The organism is Olleya namhaensis (assembly GCF_900114005.1).
Classification (GTDB): domain Bacteria; phylum Bacteroidota; class Bacteroidia; order Flavobacteriales; family Flavobacteriaceae; genus Olleya; species Olleya namhaensis.
Genome location: NZ_FORM01000007.1, coordinates 98,533 through 119,766 on the forward strand (window position 1 = coordinate 98,533; position 21,234 = coordinate 119,766).

Sequence of the window (21,234 nt, forward strand, 5' to 3'; positions counted from 1 at the left end):
TGATATTTTGCGAATTTTACATATTATTTTTATTTCTAAATAAAAACCAGTAAAAATCTGTTAGAGTACTCTTGTTTTGGGACTTACATAGAACATGCACACTAAAATGAATCACTAATTACCATTAAAAATTGCAATTAAATTAATTAGAAAATTAACGAAACAACTATATTCGCGCCATGTGGATGTATTTAGGATTATTAGCAGCATTGTTTTTAGGTTTACACAACTTATGTAAAAAACATGCAGTACAAGGCAATGAGGTTTTTCCTGTACTTTTAGGGACAGTGTCTAGTGGCTTTCTATTTGTGGGTACCTTTTATATGTTGTCCTTTATATACCCAGAGTATGCATTAGCGCATGGTTACCATTTTCAGGAATTGTCATGGCAATTGCATGGTTTTATTTTTATAAAATCCATTATCATGGCTAGTTCTTGGGTTTTAGCTTATCAGGCTTTAAAACATTTACCTATAACTATTGTAACGCCTATACGTTCCGCAGGACCCTTTTTTACGTTTATTGGTGCAATTGTAATTTATAAAGAGAGTCCTAATCCCTACCAATGGATTGGATTTTTTCTTATTATTTTTTCAGTATTACTGTATTCTAAAATTGGAAAAAAAGAAGGTATTAATTTTAAGAGTAACAAATGGATATTTGCAATAATTGGAGCTACCTTTTTAGGTGCATCAAGTGGATTGTATGATAAATACCTGATCCAAACATTACATTTAAATCCGCAAACATTACAGTTTTGGTTTTGCCTTTATACCATATTAATTTTACTAGTAATCTTATCTATAACTTGGTTTCCGTATTCAAAAAAACGAAAAGCATTTAAATTTAGATGGTCTATTGTAGCTGTCGGGGTATTACTGCAAGCTGCCGATTATTTCTATTTTAAAGCTTTACAAGATCCTGATGCATTAATCATGTTATTATCTGCCATAAAAAGAAGTCAGATTATAATTGCTGTTGTTATTGGCGGTTTGGTCTTTAAAGAGCAGAATAAACGTCAAAAATTGATTCCTTTAGCAGGGATTATGCTTGGTGTGTTTCTAATTCTATATTCCAACTAATTACTTAAATTTAACAATTGGTTTTACCATATTAAGCTTGTAAATACGGCTGCTACTCTATTTTATCCAATGTATTCGCGTTTAAACAAACAATTAGTCATCATTAATTTCGTAACGCTTCTTAAAGTCTAAAGGCGTTATTCCTACTTTCATTTTAAAAAGTTTAGAAAAATGCGCATAATCATTATAGCCTAAGGTTTCTGCTGTTCTAGAAAAGGAATTTTTAGAATGTACTATTAATCGTTTAGCTTCTAATAATACACGTTCTGTTATTAATTGCGTTGTGGTTTTATTGATAGTAGACTTAGTAATCCTATTTAAATGTTTAACTGTTATACTTAATTTATCGGCATAAAATTTTGCAGATTTTTCTGTTTTATAGAAGGCTTCAATAGTTTGTTCTAAAACACTTAATGCATTTAAATATGACGATGACAAAACTTCCATCTTGGCATCTATAGTAGTGTAAATACGAGATAAATCAATATAAGTAAGGTTAATAAGGCTTGCTAATTTTTGCTTTTTATAGATATCTGTTTTGTGAAACTCTATATTTATAGCTTCAAATCTAGAATTAATATTCTTGATTTCTGTTTCATTTAAAACTAAATATGGTGGATTTTCATAAGAATAATAAAACGGAAATTGAGTAATGCTTTTATTCAAAAAATAGAATTCATAAAATTCTTGGGTATGAAAAAAGATATAACCTCTTGGAGCGCTAGTAAAAGACCAACTATGTGTTTGTCCAGGTCTTAGAAAAAAGACACTGCCCTTAAGCACGTCATAACTACTAAAATCTATTTCGTGTGTTCCTGTTCCTTCTAAAAAAAAGACACATAGATAAAAATTGTGACTATGAGGCTTGTGCACCATTTGTGCATTGTTTTTTAAGTGAATACTTAAATCGTTACTATAAAAATTTGAAAAGGAATCTTCTTCAAACTCTTCAATATTTAAAATTGGTATTGTGTTCATAATTCTAAAATATGTCCTAAATATACAAATATTAGCGACATTCTTACAACAATACCATTTTAGACATAGCTTATCTTTGTAGTACATAAGTAGTAATATTTACCACTGTAAACGCACAACACTATAAGACTATTTAACATATAACTTGTTTAAGTTTTTTGTATAGTAAAGCATTATAATTAATTGATATAAATCATAAATTATGGAAATTTTAAAAGGCACCAAAATTAATAGTATTTTAAGTGGAAGTTGTCCTGTTTGTCAAAACGAAAGCATGTATACTGTCCCTAATCCTTATAAGGTTACAAGCACTTTAACTATGGAAGCGCGTTGTAGCCATTGCAACACCAAGTATAAGATTGAACCTTCTTTCTTTTTTGGAGCGATGTATGTTAGTTATCCGGTAGGTATCTTTTTTGGAAGTATTTCATTTTTTATAACCTTTTACCTCTTAAACCTTCCTTTTATGACCTCTTATATTATATTAATAATTGTGATGTTATTGTTACTTCCTATAATACTTAGAATTTCTCGAAATATTTGGATTAACATCTTTATGAAATATGATAAAACAAAAGCATTGCAATTTAAAAATAGCCAATAAACAATTAGTTTAAATTAGATATTTAAGACTAAACAATAAAAAACGCCCATCAATAATTTGAAGGGCGTTTTTTGTATGTATAACAAGCGATATTTACCTACCAATCTATAGGGAAATAATCTTTTAAAAATTTACCACACCAATGTTTTCCTGTATTAATACCATCAATTAATGGGTCCATAACACGCGCTGCACCATCTACAATATCTAATGGTGGCTGAAAATCGTGTACTTCTACTTTTTGTTTTGATAACGCTGCAGGATCTTCATCAGTAACCCAACCAGTATCTACAGCATTCATGTATATTCCAGACTTGGCAAAAGTGGCAGCAGATGTATGTGTTAGCATGTTTAAGGCTGCTTTTGCCATATTTGTATGTGGATGTCTATCTTCTTTTTTAAATCTATGAAACTTACCTTCCATAGCGGACACATTTATAATGTGTTTTTTACCTGTATTTTCCTTCATCATAATATTTGACAAACGATTACACAACACAAAAGGTGCTACTGCATTAACCAGCTGCACTTCTACCATCTCTGTAGTTTCTATCTCACCTAGTTTTAGACGCCAACTGTTAGTTTTTCTTAAATCTACTTGTTGTAAATCCGCGTCTAGTTGTCCTTCTGGAAAAACCTCTTCTGCTTGTAATGAATTATCAAAACTATATGGGATTTGTGATAATTCTGCCGAATTACGTAATCCTATTCCAGGTTCGGGACCATGCCATGTTACAGGTAGCACATTGTTTTTATCTGTTTTTGAAGGCCCAACACTTAAACTTGATAATTCTTCTAAACAACTTTCGTGATCTTGTAATAAGGTTTGTGCTAATTTAGGTAATTGGTCTATTGGTAATTTCTCGTTTTCCATTAAATGGAAATAAAAACCAGACGGACGTCTTACTGTTTGTGCGGCATTGTTGATTAAAATATCTAATCTATCGTATTTCTGCTCTATATAATTACAGAATATTTCTACACTAGGGATATGTCTTAAATCCAAGCCATGTATGTGTAATCTATCACTCCACGTTTTATAATCGTCTTCTTTAGAAAATCTGATAGCAGAATCTGCAGGAAAACGTGTGGTTGCAACAACTGTAGCTCCAGAACGTAATAACATTAAAGTAATGTGATATCCAATTTTTAATCTAGAACCTGTAATTACAGCCACTTGATCTTTTAAATCGGCTGTTTGAAAACGTTTAGCATAATTTAGGTCACCACAATCAGTACACATTGTATCATAAAAGTGATGTAATTTTGTGTACACCGTTTTACAGACATAGCAATTTCTTGGCGATTCTAACTCTGGAGTATCCTCCGGAATTACAGCTGCAGATAATAATTTTGGTGCCACAAATAAAGCTGCTTCTCTTGCAGATCTTATTCCTGTTGATTTTCTAGCATGTTTATCGCTTTCAATCATTTTACGTTTTGCAGCCTTTTTAGCATCTTTACGTCTTCGCTGAAACTCGTCACGATTTGGTCTAGATAATTCTCCTGCTACTTTATATAATGCAACGCGCTGTTCTTCTGGCATATCAAACAGTTGATTAGTATCGTCTACTAAACGCTGCAATGTCAAAATACAATTTTGTATGTCTTGATTTGTGTTATTATCACTCATAAATTACTGTAACTACTTGGTGCAAATATAATCACTCTTTTTTGGAGTGCAACATTGGTATACTAAAAAAGCCCATCTAAAAATAGATGGGCTTTTCTGAAAATTGTTGACTATATATTAGATAACTTTTACGTTAACCGCGTTTAATCCTTTGTTTCCTTCTTTTAAATCAAATTCTACTTCGTCACCTTCTCTAATCTCGTCGATTAATCCAGAAATGTGTACAAAATGATCTTTATCAACTCCTTCTTCAGTGATGAATCCAAAACCTTTAGTGTCGTTGAAAAATTTTACTGTTCCTTTACTCATTGTAATGTAATTATATTATTAATACTTTATTGAAAACAAAGATAATGCCAAAGATTAATATTCTACTACTTGAAATAAACAATTAGCACAATACTAATATTAATCGTATGTTTTATTCAAAAATCACATCAAATAACTGTGTTTTTAACATATTAGCGCCATTATTAATGCTTCTTAAAGAAAAAATTGTGTCGTTTTTATATTCTAACTAATATATAAGTTATGTTTTTGTTTTGTTATAATGATTAATTATAATCTATTAGTTGTCAGTTTCTTTAAAAGAATTTATTATCTTTAAAATCCCCAATCCTAACAAAAACTTAATTATTTAAATGACTATAAAACAGTTGTTTTCTTTTAACTACTTAAAACAAAAAGATGTAATTTTTAATCTTTTTGTATATCTCAGCTTTATAGCTACCGTTTTGGTTAGTATCATAGCAGACAAAAAAGTATTAACTTACTTTATGCCTGTCACCATATTTGCTATTCTTTTAAAATATATAAGTTTAACAAAGCAAAATGTAAAGCCTTTATATATTATTGGATTGTTAGCTATCATAGTCTCCGATTTATTAACATTTTTAGATTTTAATACCCATTTTAAATGGATTACAATCTTAACTTCCCTCTATTTAATATCAAGCGCTTTAATTTTAAGAAAATATCTACTCAAAGGACAACTAAAATCCATTCTCTATTTTTCAGTATTTATAGGCTTATTATTAGTGAGTTACATTATTTATTCTGTATTAGATTTGATATTAGATTTTATACCAGAACCAATGCTGTTATATATAATTTTAAATGCATTTAGTGTTTTAATCTTTACTATTTTATGTGCTCTAATATATGTTAATGATCATTACGATAACTCTACAATATTATTAGGAGCTGCTATTTTCTGTTTATTTCATATTGGCTTAACACCTATAAATGAGTTTATAGCTTACAATGACACATTTACTGTATTAATTGTCATTTCTCATGTACTATCCATTTATCTTTTTATGCGATTTATTACCACCACTGAAGCAATTAAAACAAAGGATATCAAACAAAAATATTTTTAAAATATAGTTAGCTCCTTTTTAGTTCTTCTAACTCCTGCTCCAATGCTTCGGCTTTCACTTTAAAGACATTCATAGCTTTTTTTAACTGTGCAATCTTTTTAAAAGCGTCGTCATCTTGCACTGCGGTATAGGTTTCAATAGTTTCTTTTACTTTAAACTTTGCTTTTGCGCCACAAGTTGGACACGTTCTTACGTCTGACATATTTTGAGTATTTACTATTAATAATTACAATAGAAAAAAGGCTACCAAATGGATAGCCTTTTAAATATTTTGTTCCCAATTACTTAGGGAAATTAAATTTTCCGTTTGTATTTTTTCTATCTGTCTCTGGTGCAATAGTTTCTATAATATCCCAGTGTTCTGCTATTTTTGAGTTTTCAACTCTAAATAAATCATAATAAGACGTTGGTTGTCCCGCAAACACACCTTCACTTACAGTCAATACAAAATTACCCTGCCCCAATACTTTATGAACCTTAGTAAATTGCATTGTAATACCTTGTTTAGCCATAGCTTCCAAAGCTTGTCCTAAACCAGATAAACCATCACCAATATTTGGATTATGTTGGATATAGTTGTCTCCATCAAAATAATTTGCAATTTTATCCATTTTACCGTTAACTAAAATGTCATTTATAAAATTGGATACTAGTGTTTTATTTGCTTCTGTCTTTTCTAAGTCAGTTACAACGGTTGATCCATCTGTTTGTGAGTGCCCACTTGGATTTAAAGCTGCTTTCTCTATTAAGTTATCCCAATGCTCCACTACTTGACCATTTTCATATCTAAAGATGTCAAAACCAATTTTAGGACCAAAAAAATCATATTCCGTATGTGCAAATCCGTAGTCTCCGTCTTGAAATGCTCTTATTGTTTTTACTTTAAAACCACCTTCTGGTGCATGAGATAATAATGTTCCAAACCCAGCCAACCCATCTGCTACAGCAAGGTTGTGTTGCTTATAGTTTGTTGGATTAATATAGCCAATAGCTACTTTATCTCCTGTTTCAATACTTTTTAATATTGCTACTGTTTTGTTTTTGTTTGATAATTCCATCTTAGTGGTGTCTTTAATTATTGTTTTAGTGTTTAAATCTTTTTCAGATTTACATGATATAAGTGTCATGACTAATGCTAATGTTGTAATTGTCGTTTTCATAAATGTTATTTTTATGAGGACAAAATTAAATCAACACCACAGCTAACTAAAGGTGAAAATGGTTTTAAAAATGGTAAATACCGAACCTAAAACACTAAATAAAGTCTTTTTTAAAGCTATTAGGGGTAAATCCTGTATGTTTCTTAAAGTATTTTACAAAATTTGTAGGCTCTTCAAAACCTAAAGAATACGCCAGTTCTGTACTTTTAATTTCCGAATTTATAAGTAAACGTTTGGCTTCTAAGATTACAAAAGCATCAATAAACTGCTTTGCAGTAATAGTCACTAGGTCTTTGCAGATACTGTTTAAATGCTTATAAGTAATGTTTAATTTTTTGGCATAAAAATCGGCGTTTCTACTTGTATTAAAATGAATTTCTAAAAGAGACTTAAATGCTAAGAAACTATTTAATTTATCCGATCGTTTTAAATGAAACGTTTGATATTGCTTTAAACGTTCCAATTTTGAAAAGATAATAGAATACAACGCACTATAAGTATTTTCTTGATTGTAGTCTTCTTGAATATTAGAATATTCTTGAAAAAACAATTGTATGTAATTTGAAACATTAGAATCTTCTGGAACCTGAATAATTGGAGAAAACAAATGTGCATTAAACAGTCTTATCACTTCGTTTTTAGGCAATGTGTTAATCTGTTTTTTTAAATAGTCTTCAGTAAAAAGTATGATGTAACCTTCCAAGCCATCGCTAAATTGAAACGCATTAATTTGACCTTTAGATAAGTGAATAATCGTGTTTTTTTTAACATCATGCCAAACAAAATCTACTAATTGCCTACTCTGACCTGCTGTATAAAACACAATCATATTAAAAGCTAATTGGTGAGCCTTTTCAGGATTATGTGTAATATCATCTTTACGCTCTGCTAAGCTAGAAATAGTTAATATATCAATACCAGAATTTTCTGGTTTTGGAGAATCGAAGACGATATGCGGAATCTCTTTATGCATGCTTTTTATTCTTCGTTAAACTTATTTAAAGCTTTTCTAATATGTTCGCTATCCCAATGGTTATCATATTCTACAATACCACGTTTAAAGTCTTGGTTTAAAAACTTTTCTTGTTGTTCTAATTCTTTTTTTGCTTTAAAAATGTAGTCTTCCTCTCGTTTTGGCTCAGAAGCTAAACGTCTTAAACTATCCTCATCATACTTAATAAAATTTTGAACTTGTCTAGTCAACGTGTATTTTCTAAACCCCATTTTACTTAGTACATCCTTGGCTAATGTTAAAGAGGTTTCTAAAGATTCGCGATAAATATTTTCATGACCTAGATTAAGTAACTCATAAGCATCATAACGGTTTTTAGTTCGAATCATCATTTCTACATGAGGATAGTTTTCTTTAACTATTTTACTAATAGCCTTAGAAACGTTTATCTTATTAGTAGCACAAATAATTATTTTGGCATCTGCAATACCTGCAGATTCTAATAAATCTAAACGGGTTGCATCTCCATAATAGACTTCAAATCCCATTTTACGAAGAAAATCAACACGGTTAGAATCATGATCTAAAATAGTTGCTTCTACACCATGCGAACGTAAAAAGCGTCCAATAGTACTTCCAAAATGACCAAATCCTACCAATATAATTTTTTGAGATTTTGCAATGTGATCCATTGGGCGTTTTACCGACTCTTTAGTTCCAATTCTAGGCAGGATAAAACGCTCGTTTATAATACCAATAATTGGCGTTAAAGACATACTAAGTGCTGTAATAACTAGCATTATGTCCATCTGTTCTTGCTCTAAAATATTTAATCCAAATGCGAAAGACAATAATACAAACGCAAATTCTCCAATTTGAGCTAAACTACAAGTTAGTAGTAAATTTTGATCTAATTTTAGTTTAAAAATGTATCCTGTGATAAATAAAACAATTGCTTTTAATATTATAATAGCAATTAATAATCCTCCAATTGTCAAAGGACTATTAGCAATAACAATAAAGTTAATAGATGCACCTACAGCCATAAAAAACAAACCAAGCAGCAAGTTTTTAAAGGGTTCTAACGTGCTTTCTAGCTCATGCTTAAACTCGCTATTAGATAATACAACACCTCCTAAAAACGCACCTAAAGCTGGACTTATCCCGACATATTCCATTAAAAATGAAATTCCGAAAACAATTAATAACGCAGCCGCAATTAGCAATTCTCTAACGCCTGTTTTTGCCACTTTTCTTAGCATTGGAACAATTAAATAACGTCCGGCAACAATGATTAAAACAACCGACATTATAATAGCTAACGTTTGAAAACCAATGGGCAAACTTTCTAATAAATTAGTATGGTCGCTATGTTTTTCCGCGGAAGCGTTACTATCTGTACTTGATAATAACGGAATAAAACCCAACATGAAAATAACAATGATATCTTGAAACAATAAAATGGAAAAAGACGACGTCCCAAAAGTGGTATCCATTAAGCCCTTTTCTTTTATAGTTTGCAATGCTATTGCGGTAGATGATAACGCAACAGCCATAGATATTACCAAAGCAACTTTCCAATCAAAACCTAGTAAAGCAAATAAAATATAGGATAGTAACATGGTGCCTCCTACCTGTATTCCGCCCATACCTACAATGGTTTTTCGCATGTTCCAGAAGTTTTTAGGTTCTATCTCTAAACCAATTAAAAACAACATCATAACTACACCAAACTCTGCAAAGTGTAAAATATCTTCGCCTTCATTTCCAATAAATCCTAAAACATAAGGTCCAATTAAAACACCTGCAAATAAGTATCCAATAACAGAACTTAATCCTAACTTTTTAGCAATTGACACACATATTATGGCACCTGCAAGAAAAACTATCGCTTCAAAAAGTATGCTTCCACTCATAATTTATGTTGTATTTAATTTTGGAATATCATTTATAAATGAAAACCCATTACAATCTATATTAGAAAGGTTGTCTTTAAGTAAAGTAATTAAAGCACCATATTTATTAGCATGTTTAATTAAATCATCATCACTTAATTTATGAGTTTCCATAACTGCAAATGGCGGTAAATAATTCATCCCGCATAAGTTTGCAGTTTGCTCAAATGGTCTTAAAAACTGACGGATAGTATAACTATTACTACCTTCTGAGCAATACACCTCTCTAGAACCGCCAGTAGTTATAACATTTAAACAGGTTTTAGATTGTAGCGCATCTCCATTTGGTCCATACGCCCAACCAAATTCTAAAACCATATCAATCCACTGCTTCATTAACGGTGGACAACTATACCAATAAAAAGGATGGTGCCATATAATAATATCATGTTGACTTAAAAGTTTTTTTTCTGCTGAAACATTGATATGAAAATCGGGATAACGCTCGTACAAATCATGAAAAGTAACACCTTCCATGTCTTTTATATGATCTACTAGTGCTGTGTTAGCTCTAGATTTTTCAAACTTTGGATGAGAAAATAAGACGAGTACTTTTTTCATTATTATTTAGCTATTAAAACAAATTATTGAATTAGAAACACACAATATTTTAATCGAAGTTTTTTTAACTAGCGATTAAGTCAAAAGAGATTTTAATACCTTGGATAATCATACCTGTTCCTATAATGGCAATAATTAATCCCATAATTTTTCCAATTACAGAGATAACATTATGACCTACTAATTTTACAATAAAATCACTTAATTTAAATGTAAAATAAGTAATTAAACTCATAGAACCGAAAATAGCGATAACCAAAAACATCTGCAAAGGCGCTGCGTTTGAAACAAAATTCATAGCTGTTACAATAGTTCCTGGACCAGCTAAAATTGGAATAGCTAATGGAGAAACTGCAATATCCTCGTCAATATGTACATCATTTAAACTTTTTACATTAGACTGTTTAGATTGCAGCATATCAAAACCGATAAAAAATATTAATATACCTCCAGTAATCTTAAAAGCGGGAATACTAATATTAAATAACTCAAAAATATACTTACCTAATAAAATAAAAACGGTTACAATTATGAAAGCAATTATATTGGCTTTTTTATTAATTTCATTTTTAGTTTGTTTGTCTGCACCTTGCGTTAAAGACACAAATACGGTCATATTTGATATTGGGTTTGTAATAGCAAAAAATGCTGTAAAGACTGTGATTGCAAATGTTGTAATGTTCTCCATTTAGTGTTAAATTATTAATCCGGAAAGAACTTGAAATACTTCTGTTTGACCAAACCAATTATGATTTATTATAGTTTTTTTAACAATATTGTATAATATAATAAATGCTACTATTAATCACTAAATTAATTATCGCATTTTTAATAGTAAATAAAAATATTAGCAACAAAAAGACACCTTTATAAAGCTATCTATTTTCTGATATTATTACTATTTTAGGTACTTTAGATAGATTATTTAGCCTTATCACATTTAAAAACATTTTGGCATTTAAATAATTAATGAATTTAATATCAAGGCCTAAATGCATTTAAATGAAGTATATTGCCTACATGCAAAATGTATAATGGAAATTTCCGTTATATAATCACACACAAAACAACTACAATATTGGATTTTACAAACCCGTTAGTTTATGGTGTTCCTTGTTTTTTAGGCTTTATAGCAATAGAGCTTACTTATAGCAAAACACTTGACAATAAAGAATTATACAAATGGAAAGATTTTTTTTCAAGCTTATCGCTTGGAATAGGATCTGCAATTATAGGCGCGCTAGTAAAAACAGTAGCCGTAATATTAGTCTTTAATTTTGCTTATGAGCTCTTCAATCCTCTTGTGGATGGTGTCCGTACCAATATTATGGGCTGGCAATCTTTTGGCTATGCTTGGTATGTTTGGATTATTTGCATGCTTTTAGACGATTATTCTTATTACTGGTTCCATAGACAAAACCACATGGTTCGTCTTTTATGGGCAGCGCATATTGTACATCATTCTTCAGATAATTTTAACTTAGGGACAGCTGTGCGTAATGGTTGGTTTACTATTTTTTACAAGCCTTTTTTTTATGTTTGGATTGTAATTATTGGCTTCCCGCCAGAAATGTTAGTCGTTTGCATGGGTATAGAAGCGTTATGGCAATTTCAACTTCATACACAATATGTCAAAAACTTAGGTTTTTTAGAAACCTTTTTAAATACACATACGATGCACCAAGTGCATCACGCCCAAAATATTGAATACATGGATAAAAACCATGGTGGAATCCTAAATGTATTTGATCGTGTTTTTGGAACTTGGAAAAAAATAGACCACACTATTGACATAAAATATGGCGTTTCTGTTCCACCTGAATCTTATAACTTGTTTATTATTTTAACACACGAGTATAAAAATATTTGGGATGACATGAAAAAATCGAGTAATTGGTATCATAAATTTAAATATGCCTTTGCTGCTCCTGGTTGGAGCCATGATGGAAGTACATTAACTATAAAGCAAATTAGAAAAGAAATAGCAGAAGACGCTAATAACACTATGGAGATTACAAATCCTAAGCCTATTTTAATAAAGAGTGATCTGAAATAAGGATAATAAAAAACACTATTTTGTTTTTATATAAATAACAAATGCTCCAAATAATTATGTGATTAATTGGAGCATTTTAGTATCAATTCCTTTTTTTCTATTGAAAATCTGAAGCTTTAAACGGATATTTTCTTGGTGTTTTTTGAATAGTAACTCAATGTGCAACGGTAAATAAAACGTTTTTACTTACTTTGATAAGCGTAATAATATTCATCAATGATATCATTCATGAGAATACTAATTTTTTCAAAATCCTCAGAGTAAGAATTAGCAAGCGAGAACCTAATAGTCCAATCCGGTCCATCAAAACCACCTCCAGGCATAGCTACAATAGATTCTTCTTCAGCTAAACGTATTACGGGATCTAAAGCATTGTAATTTTCGCCAACCCACGTGCTAAATTCTTGACTGTATTTATCTTTTGCCAAATTCAAGAAATCAACCAATGTGTAATAATAGGCGGCATTTTCATTTTTATCAGAAATTAACGGGGTTCCTGGTAAGTCTTTATACAGTTTATCATATCTATTTCTAACTAGTTTTTTCACGTTTGTTTTGTACTTATTCTCTTTGTCAATCAAAGTTGCTAAAGAAAATAACGACATTTGAATTTGTTGTGGTGTAGATAAACCAGCGGTATGATTTAAAGCCACACTACGACTATCGGCAACAAAACGGTCTATCATTTTTATACCATCAGGATTTAAAGAAATTGTTTCATAACGCTCACGTAATTCAACTTTATCTTCCTCTGGAAGTTTGGCTAGCATTTTATCGAAAATATTATTTTCATTAAGTGCTATTACCCCAAGTCTCCAACCTGTAGCACCAAAATATTTTGAATAAGAATACACCAAAATCGTACTTTCTGGAGCTTTAATTGCTAACGAAGTAAAATTTTCTGTAAATGATCCATAAACATCATCCGTTAATAAAATTAAGTCCTCTCTATCTTTAGCTATTTGCGCAATTTTATCTAATGTATCGTTACTTAATTTTACTGATGGCGGATTGCTAGGGTTAACCAAAAAGAAAGCTTTTACTTTAGTATCCTTCAATTTATCAATTTCAGAATCTGGAATCTGCCAGTTATTATCTTCATCAGCATTAATTAAAACCATTTTCAAATCATAATCTTTTAAGGCTGGCATTTCAAAATATGGCGTAAAAATAGGTGCTCCGATAGCAATAGTATCTCCTGCCTTTAAAAACTTATTTGCTTTTAAAGAATTGAATATATATACCATAGCAGCTGTACCTCCCTCTGTTGCAAATACATCATATTTAGAATTTGGAGGTGTTGTTCCTGCACTCATTTCTTTCATTAAGTAAGCATGGGCAATTGTTTCAGAGTGCTTTAACATTCTTCCTGGCTCTGGATAATTGTTTCCAATAATTCCATTAACCCATTCAAACATTAAATCGTCAGAATCCATACCATAATTGGCTACTGCAAATTGAAACAAGTCCCTCAAATAACGCAAACCGATAACATTTTTGTTTAAAGCTAAATATGCTTCAAATCTTTTGGTAATACCATCTTTATCTGTAATACCTCCAAAACCATCTAGTTCCTGAAATTGTCTTTTACTTTCTTCTAAACTAAATAAACCAAGTTGAAAATAGGCATCTCTAGGTTTTGTTGCAATCCAGTTTGGATTACCCCTGCCTGCATTAATCATTGAATGTTGGTGATTTGATTTTGCAAGTTTTATTAGCGTGTCTTTTACCTCGAACGGACTTAATGTATTAAGTTCTACTTCTTCTTGTTTTTTCATTTTATTGCGTTTTATAATTTAAGGCATCAATGCAATAATTATTGGTCCCCAAAGTGTTAAAAATATATTTGCAACCGCGTATGTCATTGTAAATGTTGGCGTTGGTGTTGCATTTTGTGTTTTATCTAATAAAGAAGAAAATGCTGGATTTGCACTTTTACTACCCACAAGCACTCCTAAAGCCTCTACAGGGTTTTTTATTTTGAATACATAATAATTCATAAAAAACTGAACAATCATAGGAATCATAGTGACTAGAATACCTAAAAGAAATAAGGTTATACCACTTTTTAAAATAGCTTGAAAAGCAGGAGCACCAGCATTTAGCCCAACAATACCAACAAATACAGCAAGCCCGAAGGTTTGGATAAAACTAGCTGCACCTACGTTTATACCTCCCATTTTTGGATGTTTTGTTCTTAAAAACCCAATAATTAAACCAGAAACTAAACATCCCAATCCTGAGCCTAACGCAACGTTTGTTCCGTTGATGTCAAAATTAATTTCGCCTATTAAATAACCAATGACCATACCTAAACCAAAGACTATAAAATCTGTACTATTTATTGACGTTGGTTTGTATCCTATTTCTTTTTCAATTCTATCTAAATCTTTTTTCTTACCAACTAGTGTTATTTCATCACCAGCATGAATTTCAGTATTATCTAAAACTGATAATTCGTGAGACATTCTAACAATACTATTTATGTAGACACCATGTGTTTTAGTTAATCCTAATTTCTCACGAATTTCAGCTAATGTTTTACCATGTAGTTTTTTGTTTGAAAGAATGATGTGTCTTTCCTCCTCTGTAAAATCAATATTTGCTCCAAATTCTGAAATCTCTTCACCTAAAATATTACCAGCTTTAGAAAAGGCAGTTATTAATCCTGTTACAAATAAAATATCGCCTTCTTTAATTTGTAAATCTGCTTTAGACTCTAATTTTTTACCATCACTAATAACAAGTTCTACCGTTAAATTAGATTTTAAATCAGTTTCAAAATCTTGAATCGTTTTACTTAAATATTTTGAAGTTTTTGAAATTTTGAAGACTCTAGTATCTACTCTCTTAATAGGATCAAATTCCCCTTCTACCATTTCTTTACTACCACCAAGTTTTACCGCTAATTTTTTGGCTTCTGCTCTGATATCCCATTTCATGAGGATAGGAATAAATGACACCATTAATATAGGTCCTATAGAACCAAAAATGTAAGTTATAGAATAACCAACAGCAACATTTGTTTTCATTATTTTAGCAGCTTCTGTTGCTAGTCCTAACTTATCAATAGCTTCTCCTGCTGTACCAATTATTGCAGACTGTGTTAATCCTCCAGCAGCTAATCCAGCCGCCATACCTTTATCTAGACCCACCCAAATAGAAAGTCCAACCACAACCAGTAGACCTAAAACAGTCATTGAAAATGCAGCTAATAAAAATTTTAAAGAGGAAAGCTTTAATGAAGCGAAGAATTGTGGTCCACCTAAATATCCAACCATAAAAATAAATAAGGCAAAGAAAAGACTTTTCACTTCTCCGCTAATTTCAAATCCACCTACTTGACCAATAACGACAGCCATAATTAATGTTCCGGCTACTCCGCCAAGTGTAAATTTTCCGATTTTAAATTTCCCTACAAAATACCCTATTGCAATTGCTAAGAACAAGGTTAGATAAGGGAAGTTTTTGAGTGTGTTGTAAATAATATCCATAATATATTTTTTAATTTTTAATAATTATTATCACTATTTAAAGGTGATAAATAGCCATAAATTGAGCACGATAGCCAACACCATTATCATTTAACTTATTTTGATTTTTACCATAAATTAACTCCACTCCATAATCCAATCGATCCACAGGTGACCACATATAATTAACTGCTCCGTAAGTAGAGAAATCATACATATCATCATCTACATAATCAGAATTATCAATACTTGTAAAGCTAAAAACAGCACTAGTCGTTGATGTTTTACTCCATGCATGTTTGTAAGCTATAAATCCTCCCATAACTGGTATTGGTTGCATATCACCGTTATTATCTGGTGCAGCATCTAACCCTTGACCTCTTAAATCGTTTATATAATGTGCAATACCAAATCCATAGGTATATCCAAATCTAACATCATCATTAATTTCATTTCTATCTAAAAATTTAACGATACCTGAAATTTCTGCACCTCCACTTGTTTTACTTTTAATAGCGTCTGAACTGGCGTTTGTATACGACATATTTTTCAAGATACCTGTTAACCTAAGGTTTCCCCAGTTTCCATTTTTTTGTATGTATACTATTAAATCTGGAACATATTGAAAAGCCATACTATCATCTGTATTAACATCATAGGGTGTATAATCTTCATTATGAGTTTCTAGAGCTACTGCAAAAGAATACTTATTATTTATGGACTGTGTATATCTAATCATTGGGTTTCTTGGTCCTGCAATACTATTGGGACCTTCAAAATCTACTTGTACAGGAAAAGCAGATGTGTTTTTCATGGTACTCCACGTTTGACCAATTAAAAACCCTTTATATTCTCCGTAAGCATGACGTAAATGCGGTACAAAACTGGTGGCAGCTTCTGTATTAAAAAAATCCATTTCTACGTAAATATGTACTTTATCGGAACTTGATATTTCATATACACCATCTACAGCTAATCGCGTTTGTCTTGCATCTAAAAAACTACGTGGTTTTTCTTCACGTAATGTTGGATAAATAGGAATTTTACTAGGATAAAACTCACTAGTATTTTGAATATTACCTAAATCCAATCCACCTATTAACTTAATATAGCCGATAAAATCGAGAGATATTTTTTTCGATTTCTTATTATCTGAATAGCTATTTCTTTTTTCGCGAACCGGAATAGGATCCTGATTGTCTTTTGTAATATTATGTTGCTTTATCGCAGCTGTATCCTTGTAATTTTGAGCATAAGCAGAAGAAACTAGCATAGAAAAACAGAACACTATTAACACCTTAAATTTGATTGACATTTTTTTGTTTTAAGAAGTGATAAAATCTTTAATATTTCTTAATGAAATATATAATTGCTTTAAAGATTATCTACAGGCAAAACTAACCCTCTAACAAAGTCCCTTAGATGACCTAGGTCAGTTTAATTAAAAAACGTTTGTATGTTTTTGTTGCTATAATATATAAAACAACAAATGCTCCAATTAATCACCTAATTAATTGAAGCATTTTAGTAAGAATCCTTTTATACCTATTGAAAATCCGATGCTTTAAACGGATATTTTCTTGGTGTTTTTTGAATAGTAACCCAATGTGCAACCGTAAAAGACTTCACTCCCCATTGTCCATTAAAACGACCTAAACCAGAGTTTTTAACGCCTCCAAAAGGTGCATAAGCACTATCATTAACTGGTTGATCATTAATATGCGTCATACCAGCTTCAATACCTTGTGCAAACACCATTCCTTTACCTTCATCTCTTGTAAACACAGAACTAGACAAACCGTAATCTGTTGCGTTAGCTAAGCGTAAAGCATCTTCCATATCTTTTGCTCTTGCAATAGATACCGCTGGTCCAAATATTTCGTTTTTAAATAATGGACAATTTTCATCTACATCCACAAAAATATGTGGAGGCATATGTAAACCTTCAGCTTCTCCACCTAAAGCCATTTTATAACCTTCGTCTTTTGCTGCATCTATTAAACCTTTTACAGTATTAAACTGAGCTTGATCAATGATAGGTCCTATAAACGTATCAGGATCATTCATATCCAGACGTTTTAAGCTTTTAACCTTTGCTATAAATTTCTCTGTAAATTCATCATAGACTTTATCTTCAACAATAATTCTATTGATAGCCATACAAATCTGACCTTGGTTCATAAATTTACCCCAAGCAGCAGCTTCAACAGCTTGATCAATGTCTGCATCTTCCAGTACTACAAACGGACTATTACCACCTAATTCTAACTCGATATTTTTAATAATATCTGCTTCCAAAGCATTTTTACCAACTTGACGACCTACAGGTGTTGATCCTGTAAAAGAGATTAGCTTAGAAATTGGGTGCTTAGTAATTGCACTACCTATAGAGCTTCCTCCACCTGGCAATACACTTAATAACCCTTTAGGAAAACCTGCTTCTTCTAAAAATGAAGCAAAAATTAACCCTCCTGTAACAATTGATGTAGATGCTGGTTTTAAAACTACAGCGTTACCAACTGCTAATGCAGGTCCTAACGTACGTGCTGTTAACTGTCCAGGAAAATTCCAAGGAGAGATTAAACCGATTACTCCTAAAGGTTTTCTAATGGCAACAGATTCTTTGCCTTCTATATCTTGTGGTAATATTTTACCTTCTACTAATAATGGTAAATGGACGCTACTTTCAAAAACACTAGCTACCAATTCTGCTTCAAAATAACCTTTAGCCAATGTTGCACCTACTTCCTTTCTTGCCCATTCTGCGAACTCTTGCTTTCTGTTTCTAATCACTTCAGCCAACTTAAGCATCATCCTACTTTTTTCAGGAGGTAATACGGCAGCCCATTTTTTTTGTGCTATTGCAGCTAGTTCAAACGCTTCGTTTACATCATCGGTAGATGCTCCGTTTAAGGTAAATAACTCTTCTTGGTTCCAAGGGTTAATATTTTTTATGGCTGGTCCGTTTCCGTCTTTCCACTCACCACCTATAAATATTTTTTGAGTGTAATTTGGTAATTGTTCTTGTGTTTTCATTTTCAATGTGTTTTAAAAGTTTCTTAAAGTGTCACGATTACTTTACCTACAGTTCTTCCTTTTTCTACTTCTGTATGTGCATCTGCCATATCTTCAAAAGCAAACGTTTTATAAATGTTTGGCTTAAGGCTACCGTTTTCTAACATACCTTTTAAAGTATTCATATCCTCTGCGCTAGAATGCACTAGAATATTGTTAATAGATAAATTTTTATCAGCTACAATAGCGTTAGCATCTTCTGGTAAATCTTTATCTAATGTGGTAAAAAGTGTACCACCTTCTTTTAATACTTTTACTGAATTTTCTAAAACCTTACCACCAAGCGTGTCTAAAACAAAGTCGATGTCTGTTAATACTTCTTCAAACTTTTGAGCGTGATAATCTATATGCTCATCTGCACCAATTGATAGTACAAAATCTTTATTTTTTGCTGAAGATGTTGCAATAACATATGCACCCATTTTTTTAGCAATTTGTATAGCAAAGTGACCAACACCACCAGATCCCGCTTGTATTAATACTTTATCTCCTTTGTTGATTCTACCACTTAAAATTTGTAATGCTGTTAACGCAGCTAACGTTGTGGCTGCAGCTTCTTCAAAAGAAATAGTCTCTGGCATTATAGCTAAATGGTTTTCTGGAGCTGCTACAAATTCTGCGTAAGCGTTACCAACACCAGGAAAATTTACCATCCCGAATACCTTATCTCCTACTTTTAAATTGGTGACATCTGTACCAACTTCAGTAATGGTTCCTGCAATATCCCATCCTAAAATAACAGGACGTTTTTCGCCATACATTGAGTTGAGCATTTCATCAACATATTTTGGCTTAACATCTGCTGGGTTTAATGAAATTGCTTTTACAGCAACTAATACTTCATTGTTTTTTATGCTGGGTTTATCTACTTCTGTTAAGTGAAGGTTTTCTGGTCCTCCTGCTTTTTCTAATAAGATTGCTTTCATTTTATATGTTTTTTAGTGTTTTAATTAATTTTTTTATTTAAAAAGAGATTTCTATTTTTTCTCGGCATTTTTCACAAACTTTGAAATAGCCTCCTTTGCTTCGTCGGTAGTAACAATGTGATCAAAAGCGATTTGGTCCTTGCACATGCTCCTTCAATAGCAGCGATAATTAGCTTTGAAAATTCTTCCATGCGATTAAACAATTCGTGCGCAATAACAGTTTGTGTTTTAACACCTGCTTGCTGCGGAATCATAGCATCACTTCCTGCTTCATACGAAAAGAAACTGCCAGATCCTGTAATGACTATAGCAGTAGTACTGTCATTATTTATTGCCATGTTCAATCCAGAATTCAATTCTTGTAATGTGCGAATCGACACTTCATTTACTGGAGGCGTATTAATTTCAAGTACTAATACACTTTCTTGTTCAGAAACTTTGACGTTTTTAAATTCTACTGCTTCACTATTTTTTGAAGTCATAATATCTAAATTATTAGTTTGGTTGTTAATTTTAATAAAGATTTTATACTATTTACTTTAAGTTAAAAAAAGTAATATCATAAATAGCTTCTTCTCGCTTTCCAGATGGATGAATATGTTGAAACACTTTCATCGTGTTTTTATTAACCACGATATGATTTCCTCCAAAATTACTTTCCCACGATATAAAATAGATTCCGTTATCTATCTTAGAGCAATAGATCTGGTATTTCTTAGATGCCTCATCATTAATACTAACATCAATATTGTTTCCATCAATTTCTATATTGAATGTTCCATAAAGAGACTCATAACTAATCCTTTGGTTAGAAAGTTCATTTCTAGCTATTTTGTCTTCAGAAAATCTTAATTTGTTATTTAATTCTGGTTCATAGAGTTCTGGTAGTTTTTGATCGTTTATATTTTTTAATATAATTTTACCCAAATCTTCATCTACTGTTAACAGCGCATGCGGAAACTTAGACGCTTCGTTATCCTTATTGGAAATTACACCATGCACATTTTGCATAACATAATTTTCTTCGCTAGTATCTGGATTAAGGTGCCCATTTACAGTCTTTGTATTATAGTTTTGAACCACATTGTCTCCACCATTACCACCTGTAGACCAAGACATGAAAATTATACCATCTGCTATTTCAGAAAATTGAGGAATAACTTCACGAGCAATATCACAAAAGTAACCTCCATTAGTTCCCAAAAACTTTAAGCGATTATTATAAATACTAATGTGAAAACCTCCAAATTCTTCATATTTATAATTAATGACGCTACCTCGTAAATATTCATAACCAGAACCTGCGATGTCTTTTAAGGTTCTGTTAGTATTATTTGATTCCATTTTCATTTTTTCAATATGATTAGTTTGGTCTTTCATTTTTATGCTACTTTAAT

At 31.4% G+C, this 21,234-nt stretch carries 20 protein-coding genes; 4 read left to right on the forward strand and 16 right to left on the reverse strand.

Annotation, left to right across the window (positions count from 1 at the left end; all coding sequences use genetic code 11):
• The first annotated feature begins 179 nt into the window (after positions 1-179).
• Entirely contained in the window at positions 180-1,082 is a 903-nt protein-coding gene (locus BMZ09_RS11820) for an EamA family transporter (protein WP_090840842.1), read from the forward strand.
• Between the two features lie 93 nt (positions 1,083-1,175).
• Here BMZ09_RS11820 and BMZ09_RS11825 read toward each other — a convergent pair whose 3' ends face one another.
• Complete coding sequence (locus tag BMZ09_RS11825; protein ID WP_090840844.1) at positions 1,176-2,060, reverse strand: AraC family transcriptional regulator; 885 nt, start codon at positions 2,058-2,060, stop codon at positions 1,176-1,178.
• A gap of 202 nt (positions 2,061-2,262) precedes the next feature.
• Between BMZ09_RS11825 and BMZ09_RS11830 the strand changes: the two genes are divergently transcribed.
• Positions 2,263-2,664: a DUF983 domain-containing protein gene (locus BMZ09_RS11830; protein WP_090840846.1), complete on the forward strand. Its 402-nt coding sequence runs from the start codon at positions 2,263-2,265 to the stop codon at positions 2,662-2,664.
• A 97-nt stretch (positions 2,665-2,761) separates the two neighbouring features.
• Here BMZ09_RS11830 and BMZ09_RS11835 read toward each other — a convergent pair whose 3' ends face one another.
• Entirely contained in the window at positions 2,762-4,297 is a 1,536-nt protein-coding gene (locus BMZ09_RS11835) for an SDR family NAD(P)-dependent oxidoreductase (protein WP_090840848.1), read from the reverse strand.
• Positions 4,298-4,414: 117 nt separating this feature from the next.
• The gene (locus BMZ09_RS11840) at positions 4,415-4,606 is read right to left on the reverse strand and encodes a cold-shock protein (protein WP_090840850.1); all 192 of its coding nucleotides are present in this window, start codon (positions 4,604-4,606) and stop codon (positions 4,415-4,417) included.
• Between the two features lie 332 nt (positions 4,607-4,938).
• On the opposite strand from BMZ09_RS11840, the gene BMZ09_RS11845 reads away from it, so the two are divergent.
• Positions 4,939-5,679: a hypothetical protein gene (locus BMZ09_RS11845; protein WP_090840852.1), complete on the forward strand. Its 741-nt coding sequence runs from the start codon at positions 4,939-4,941 to the stop codon at positions 5,677-5,679.
• Positions 5,680-5,686: 7 nt separating this feature from the next.
• On the opposite strand, the gene BMZ09_RS11850 is transcribed toward BMZ09_RS11845, so the two are convergent.
• The 6 genes from BMZ09_RS11850 to BMZ09_RS11875 all read right to left on the reverse strand — a co-directional run bounded on the left by BMZ09_RS11850 (position 5,687) and on the right by BMZ09_RS11875 (position 10,995).
• Positions 5,687-5,881, reverse strand: coding sequence for a hypothetical protein (locus BMZ09_RS11850; protein WP_090840855.1), 195 nt, complete (start codon positions 5,879-5,881; stop codon positions 5,687-5,689).
• A 79-nt stretch (positions 5,882-5,960) separates the two neighbouring features.
• Complete coding sequence (locus BMZ09_RS11855) at positions 5,961-6,839, reverse strand: nuclear transport factor 2 family protein (protein WP_090840857.1); 879 nt, start codon at positions 6,837-6,839, stop codon at positions 5,961-5,963.
• 94 nt (positions 6,840-6,933) lie between these two features.
• On the reverse strand, positions 6,934-7,812 hold the full coding sequence (locus BMZ09_RS11860; RefSeq protein WP_090840860.1) for a helix-turn-helix domain-containing protein: 879 nt from the start codon (positions 7,810-7,812) through the stop codon (positions 6,934-6,936).
• Between the two features lie 5 nt (positions 7,813-7,817).
• Positions 7,818-9,707, reverse strand: coding sequence for a monovalent cation:proton antiporter-2 (CPA2) family protein (locus tag BMZ09_RS11865; protein WP_090840862.1), 1,890 nt, complete (start codon positions 9,705-9,707; stop codon positions 7,818-7,820).
• 3 nt (positions 9,708-9,710) lie between these two features.
• Positions 9,711-10,307, reverse strand: coding sequence for a glutathione-regulated potassium-efflux system oxidoreductase KefF (gene kefF / locus BMZ09_RS11870; protein WP_090840864.1), 597 nt, complete (start codon positions 10,305-10,307; stop codon positions 9,711-9,713).
• A 64-nt stretch (positions 10,308-10,371) separates the two neighbouring features.
• Entirely contained in the window at positions 10,372-10,995 is a 624-nt protein-coding gene (locus BMZ09_RS11875; protein WP_090840866.1) for a MarC family protein, read from the reverse strand.
• Between the two features lie 390 nt (positions 10,996-11,385).
• On the opposite strand from BMZ09_RS11875, the gene BMZ09_RS11880 reads away from it, so the two are divergent.
• Positions 11,386-12,363, forward strand: a complete 978-nt coding sequence (locus tag BMZ09_RS11880) for a sterol desaturase family protein (RefSeq protein ID WP_090841155.1) — start codon at positions 11,386-11,388, stop codon at positions 12,361-12,363.
• Positions 12,364-12,545: 182 nt separating this feature from the next.
• Here BMZ09_RS11880 and BMZ09_RS11885 read toward each other — a convergent pair whose 3' ends face one another.
• From BMZ09_RS11885 to BMZ09_RS11915, 7 genes are all read right to left on the reverse strand, one after another.
• Positions 12,546-14,141, reverse strand: coding sequence for a bifunctional aspartate transaminase/aspartate 4-decarboxylase (locus BMZ09_RS11885; RefSeq protein ID WP_090840869.1), 1,596 nt, complete (start codon positions 14,139-14,141; stop codon positions 12,546-12,548).
• Between the two features lie 18 nt (positions 14,142-14,159).
• On the reverse strand, positions 14,160-15,857 hold the full coding sequence (gene aspT / locus BMZ09_RS11890; protein ID WP_090840871.1) for an aspartate-alanine antiporter: 1,698 nt from the start codon (positions 15,855-15,857) through the stop codon (positions 14,160-14,162).
• A gap of 37 nt (positions 15,858-15,894) precedes the next feature.
• Positions 15,895-17,151 carry a DcaP family trimeric outer membrane transporter gene (locus BMZ09_RS11895; RefSeq protein ID WP_143067818.1) on the reverse strand — a complete coding sequence of 419 codons (1,257 nt, stop codon included), beginning with the start codon at positions 17,149-17,151 and terminating at the stop codon, positions 15,895-15,897.
• A 230-nt stretch (positions 17,152-17,381) separates the two neighbouring features.
• Positions 17,382-18,872 (reverse strand): aldehyde dehydrogenase family protein, encoded by a 1,491-nt coding sequence (locus BMZ09_RS11900; RefSeq protein ID WP_090840875.1) that lies wholly within the window; start codon positions 18,870-18,872, stop codon positions 17,382-17,384.
• Between the two features lie 23 nt (positions 18,873-18,895).
• Complete coding sequence (locus tag BMZ09_RS11905) at positions 18,896-19,837, reverse strand: NADP-dependent oxidoreductase (protein ID WP_090840877.1); 942 nt, start codon at positions 19,835-19,837, stop codon at positions 18,896-18,898.
• A 71-nt stretch (positions 19,838-19,908) separates the two neighbouring features.
• Positions 19,909-20,319 (reverse strand): enoyl-CoA hydratase/isomerase family protein, encoded by a 411-nt coding sequence (locus BMZ09_RS11910; RefSeq protein ID WP_090840879.1) that lies wholly within the window; start codon positions 20,317-20,319, stop codon positions 19,909-19,911.
• 52 nt (positions 20,320-20,371) lie between these two features.
• The gene (locus BMZ09_RS11915; RefSeq protein ID WP_090840881.1) at positions 20,372-21,217 is read right to left on the reverse strand and encodes a hypothetical protein; all 846 of its coding nucleotides are present in this window, start codon (positions 21,215-21,217) and stop codon (positions 20,372-20,374) included.
• Positions 21,218-21,234 lie beyond the last annotated feature (17 nt).

Bases quoted from the DNA above. Each gene is read 5' to 3' on its own strand.
- BMZ09_RS11845 (WP_090840852.1), top strand. From the start codon at position 4,939: ATGACTATAAAACAGTTGTTTTCTTTTAACTACTTAAAACAAAAAGAT.
- BMZ09_RS11915 (WP_090840881.1), bottom strand. From the start codon at position 21,217: ATGAAAGACCAAACTAATCATATTGAAAAAATGAAAATGGAATCAAAT.
- BMZ09_RS11905 (WP_090840877.1), bottom strand. From the start codon at position 19,837: ATGAAAGCAATCTTATTAGAAAAAGCAGGAGGACCAGAAAACCTTCAC.
- BMZ09_RS11895 (WP_143067818.1), bottom strand. From the start codon at position 17,151: ATGTCAATCAAATTTAAGGTGTTAATAGTGTTCTGTTTTTCTATGCTA.
- kefF (WP_090840864.1), bottom strand. From the start codon at position 10,307: ATGAAAAAAGTACTCGTCTTATTTTCTCATCCAAAGTTTGAAAAATCT.
- BMZ09_RS11825 (WP_090840844.1), bottom strand. From the start codon at position 2,060: ATGAACACAATACCAATTTTAAATATTGAAGAGTTTGAAGAAGATTCC.
- BMZ09_RS11840 (WP_090840850.1), bottom strand. From the start codon at position 4,606: ATGAGTAAAGGAACAGTAAAATTTTTCAACGACACTAAAGGTTTTGGA.
- BMZ09_RS11885 (WP_090840869.1), bottom strand. From the start codon at position 14,141: ATGAAAAAACAAGAAGAAGTAGAACTTAATACATTAAGTCCGTTCGAG.
- BMZ09_RS11875 (WP_090840866.1), bottom strand. From the start codon at position 10,995: ATGGAGAACATTACAACATTTGCAATCACAGTCTTTACAGCATTTTTT.
- BMZ09_RS11900 (WP_090840875.1), bottom strand. From the start codon at position 18,872: ATGAAAACACAAGAACAATTACCAAATTACACTCAAAAAATATTTATA.
- BMZ09_RS11835 (WP_090840848.1), bottom strand. From the start codon at position 4,297: ATGAGTGATAATAACACAAATCAAGACATACAAAATTGTATTTTGACA.
- BMZ09_RS11830 (WP_090840846.1), top strand. From the start codon at position 2,263: ATGGAAATTTTAAAAGGCACCAAAATTAATAGTATTTTAAGTGGAAGT.
- BMZ09_RS11850 (WP_090840855.1), bottom strand. From the start codon at position 5,881: ATGTCAGACGTAAGAACGTGTCCAACTTGTGGCGCAAAAGCAAAGTTT.
- BMZ09_RS11860 (WP_090840860.1), bottom strand. From the start codon at position 7,812: ATGCATAAAGAGATTCCGCATATCGTCTTCGATTCTCCAAAACCAGAA.
- BMZ09_RS11820 (WP_090840842.1), top strand. From the start codon at position 180: ATGTGGATGTATTTAGGATTATTAGCAGCATTGTTTTTAGGTTTACAC.
- BMZ09_RS11865 (WP_090840862.1), bottom strand. From the start codon at position 9,707: ATGAGTGGAAGCATACTTTTTGAAGCGATAGTTTTTCTTGCAGGTGCC.
- BMZ09_RS11855 (WP_090840857.1), bottom strand. From the start codon at position 6,839: ATGAAAACGACAATTACAACATTAGCATTAGTCATGACACTTATATCA.
- BMZ09_RS11910 (WP_090840879.1), bottom strand. From the start codon at position 20,319: ATGACTTCAAAAAATAGTGAAGCAGTAGAATTTAAAAACGTCAAAGTT.
- aspT (WP_090840871.1), bottom strand. From the start codon at position 15,857: ATGGATATTATTTACAACACACTCAAAAACTTCCCTTATCTAACCTTG.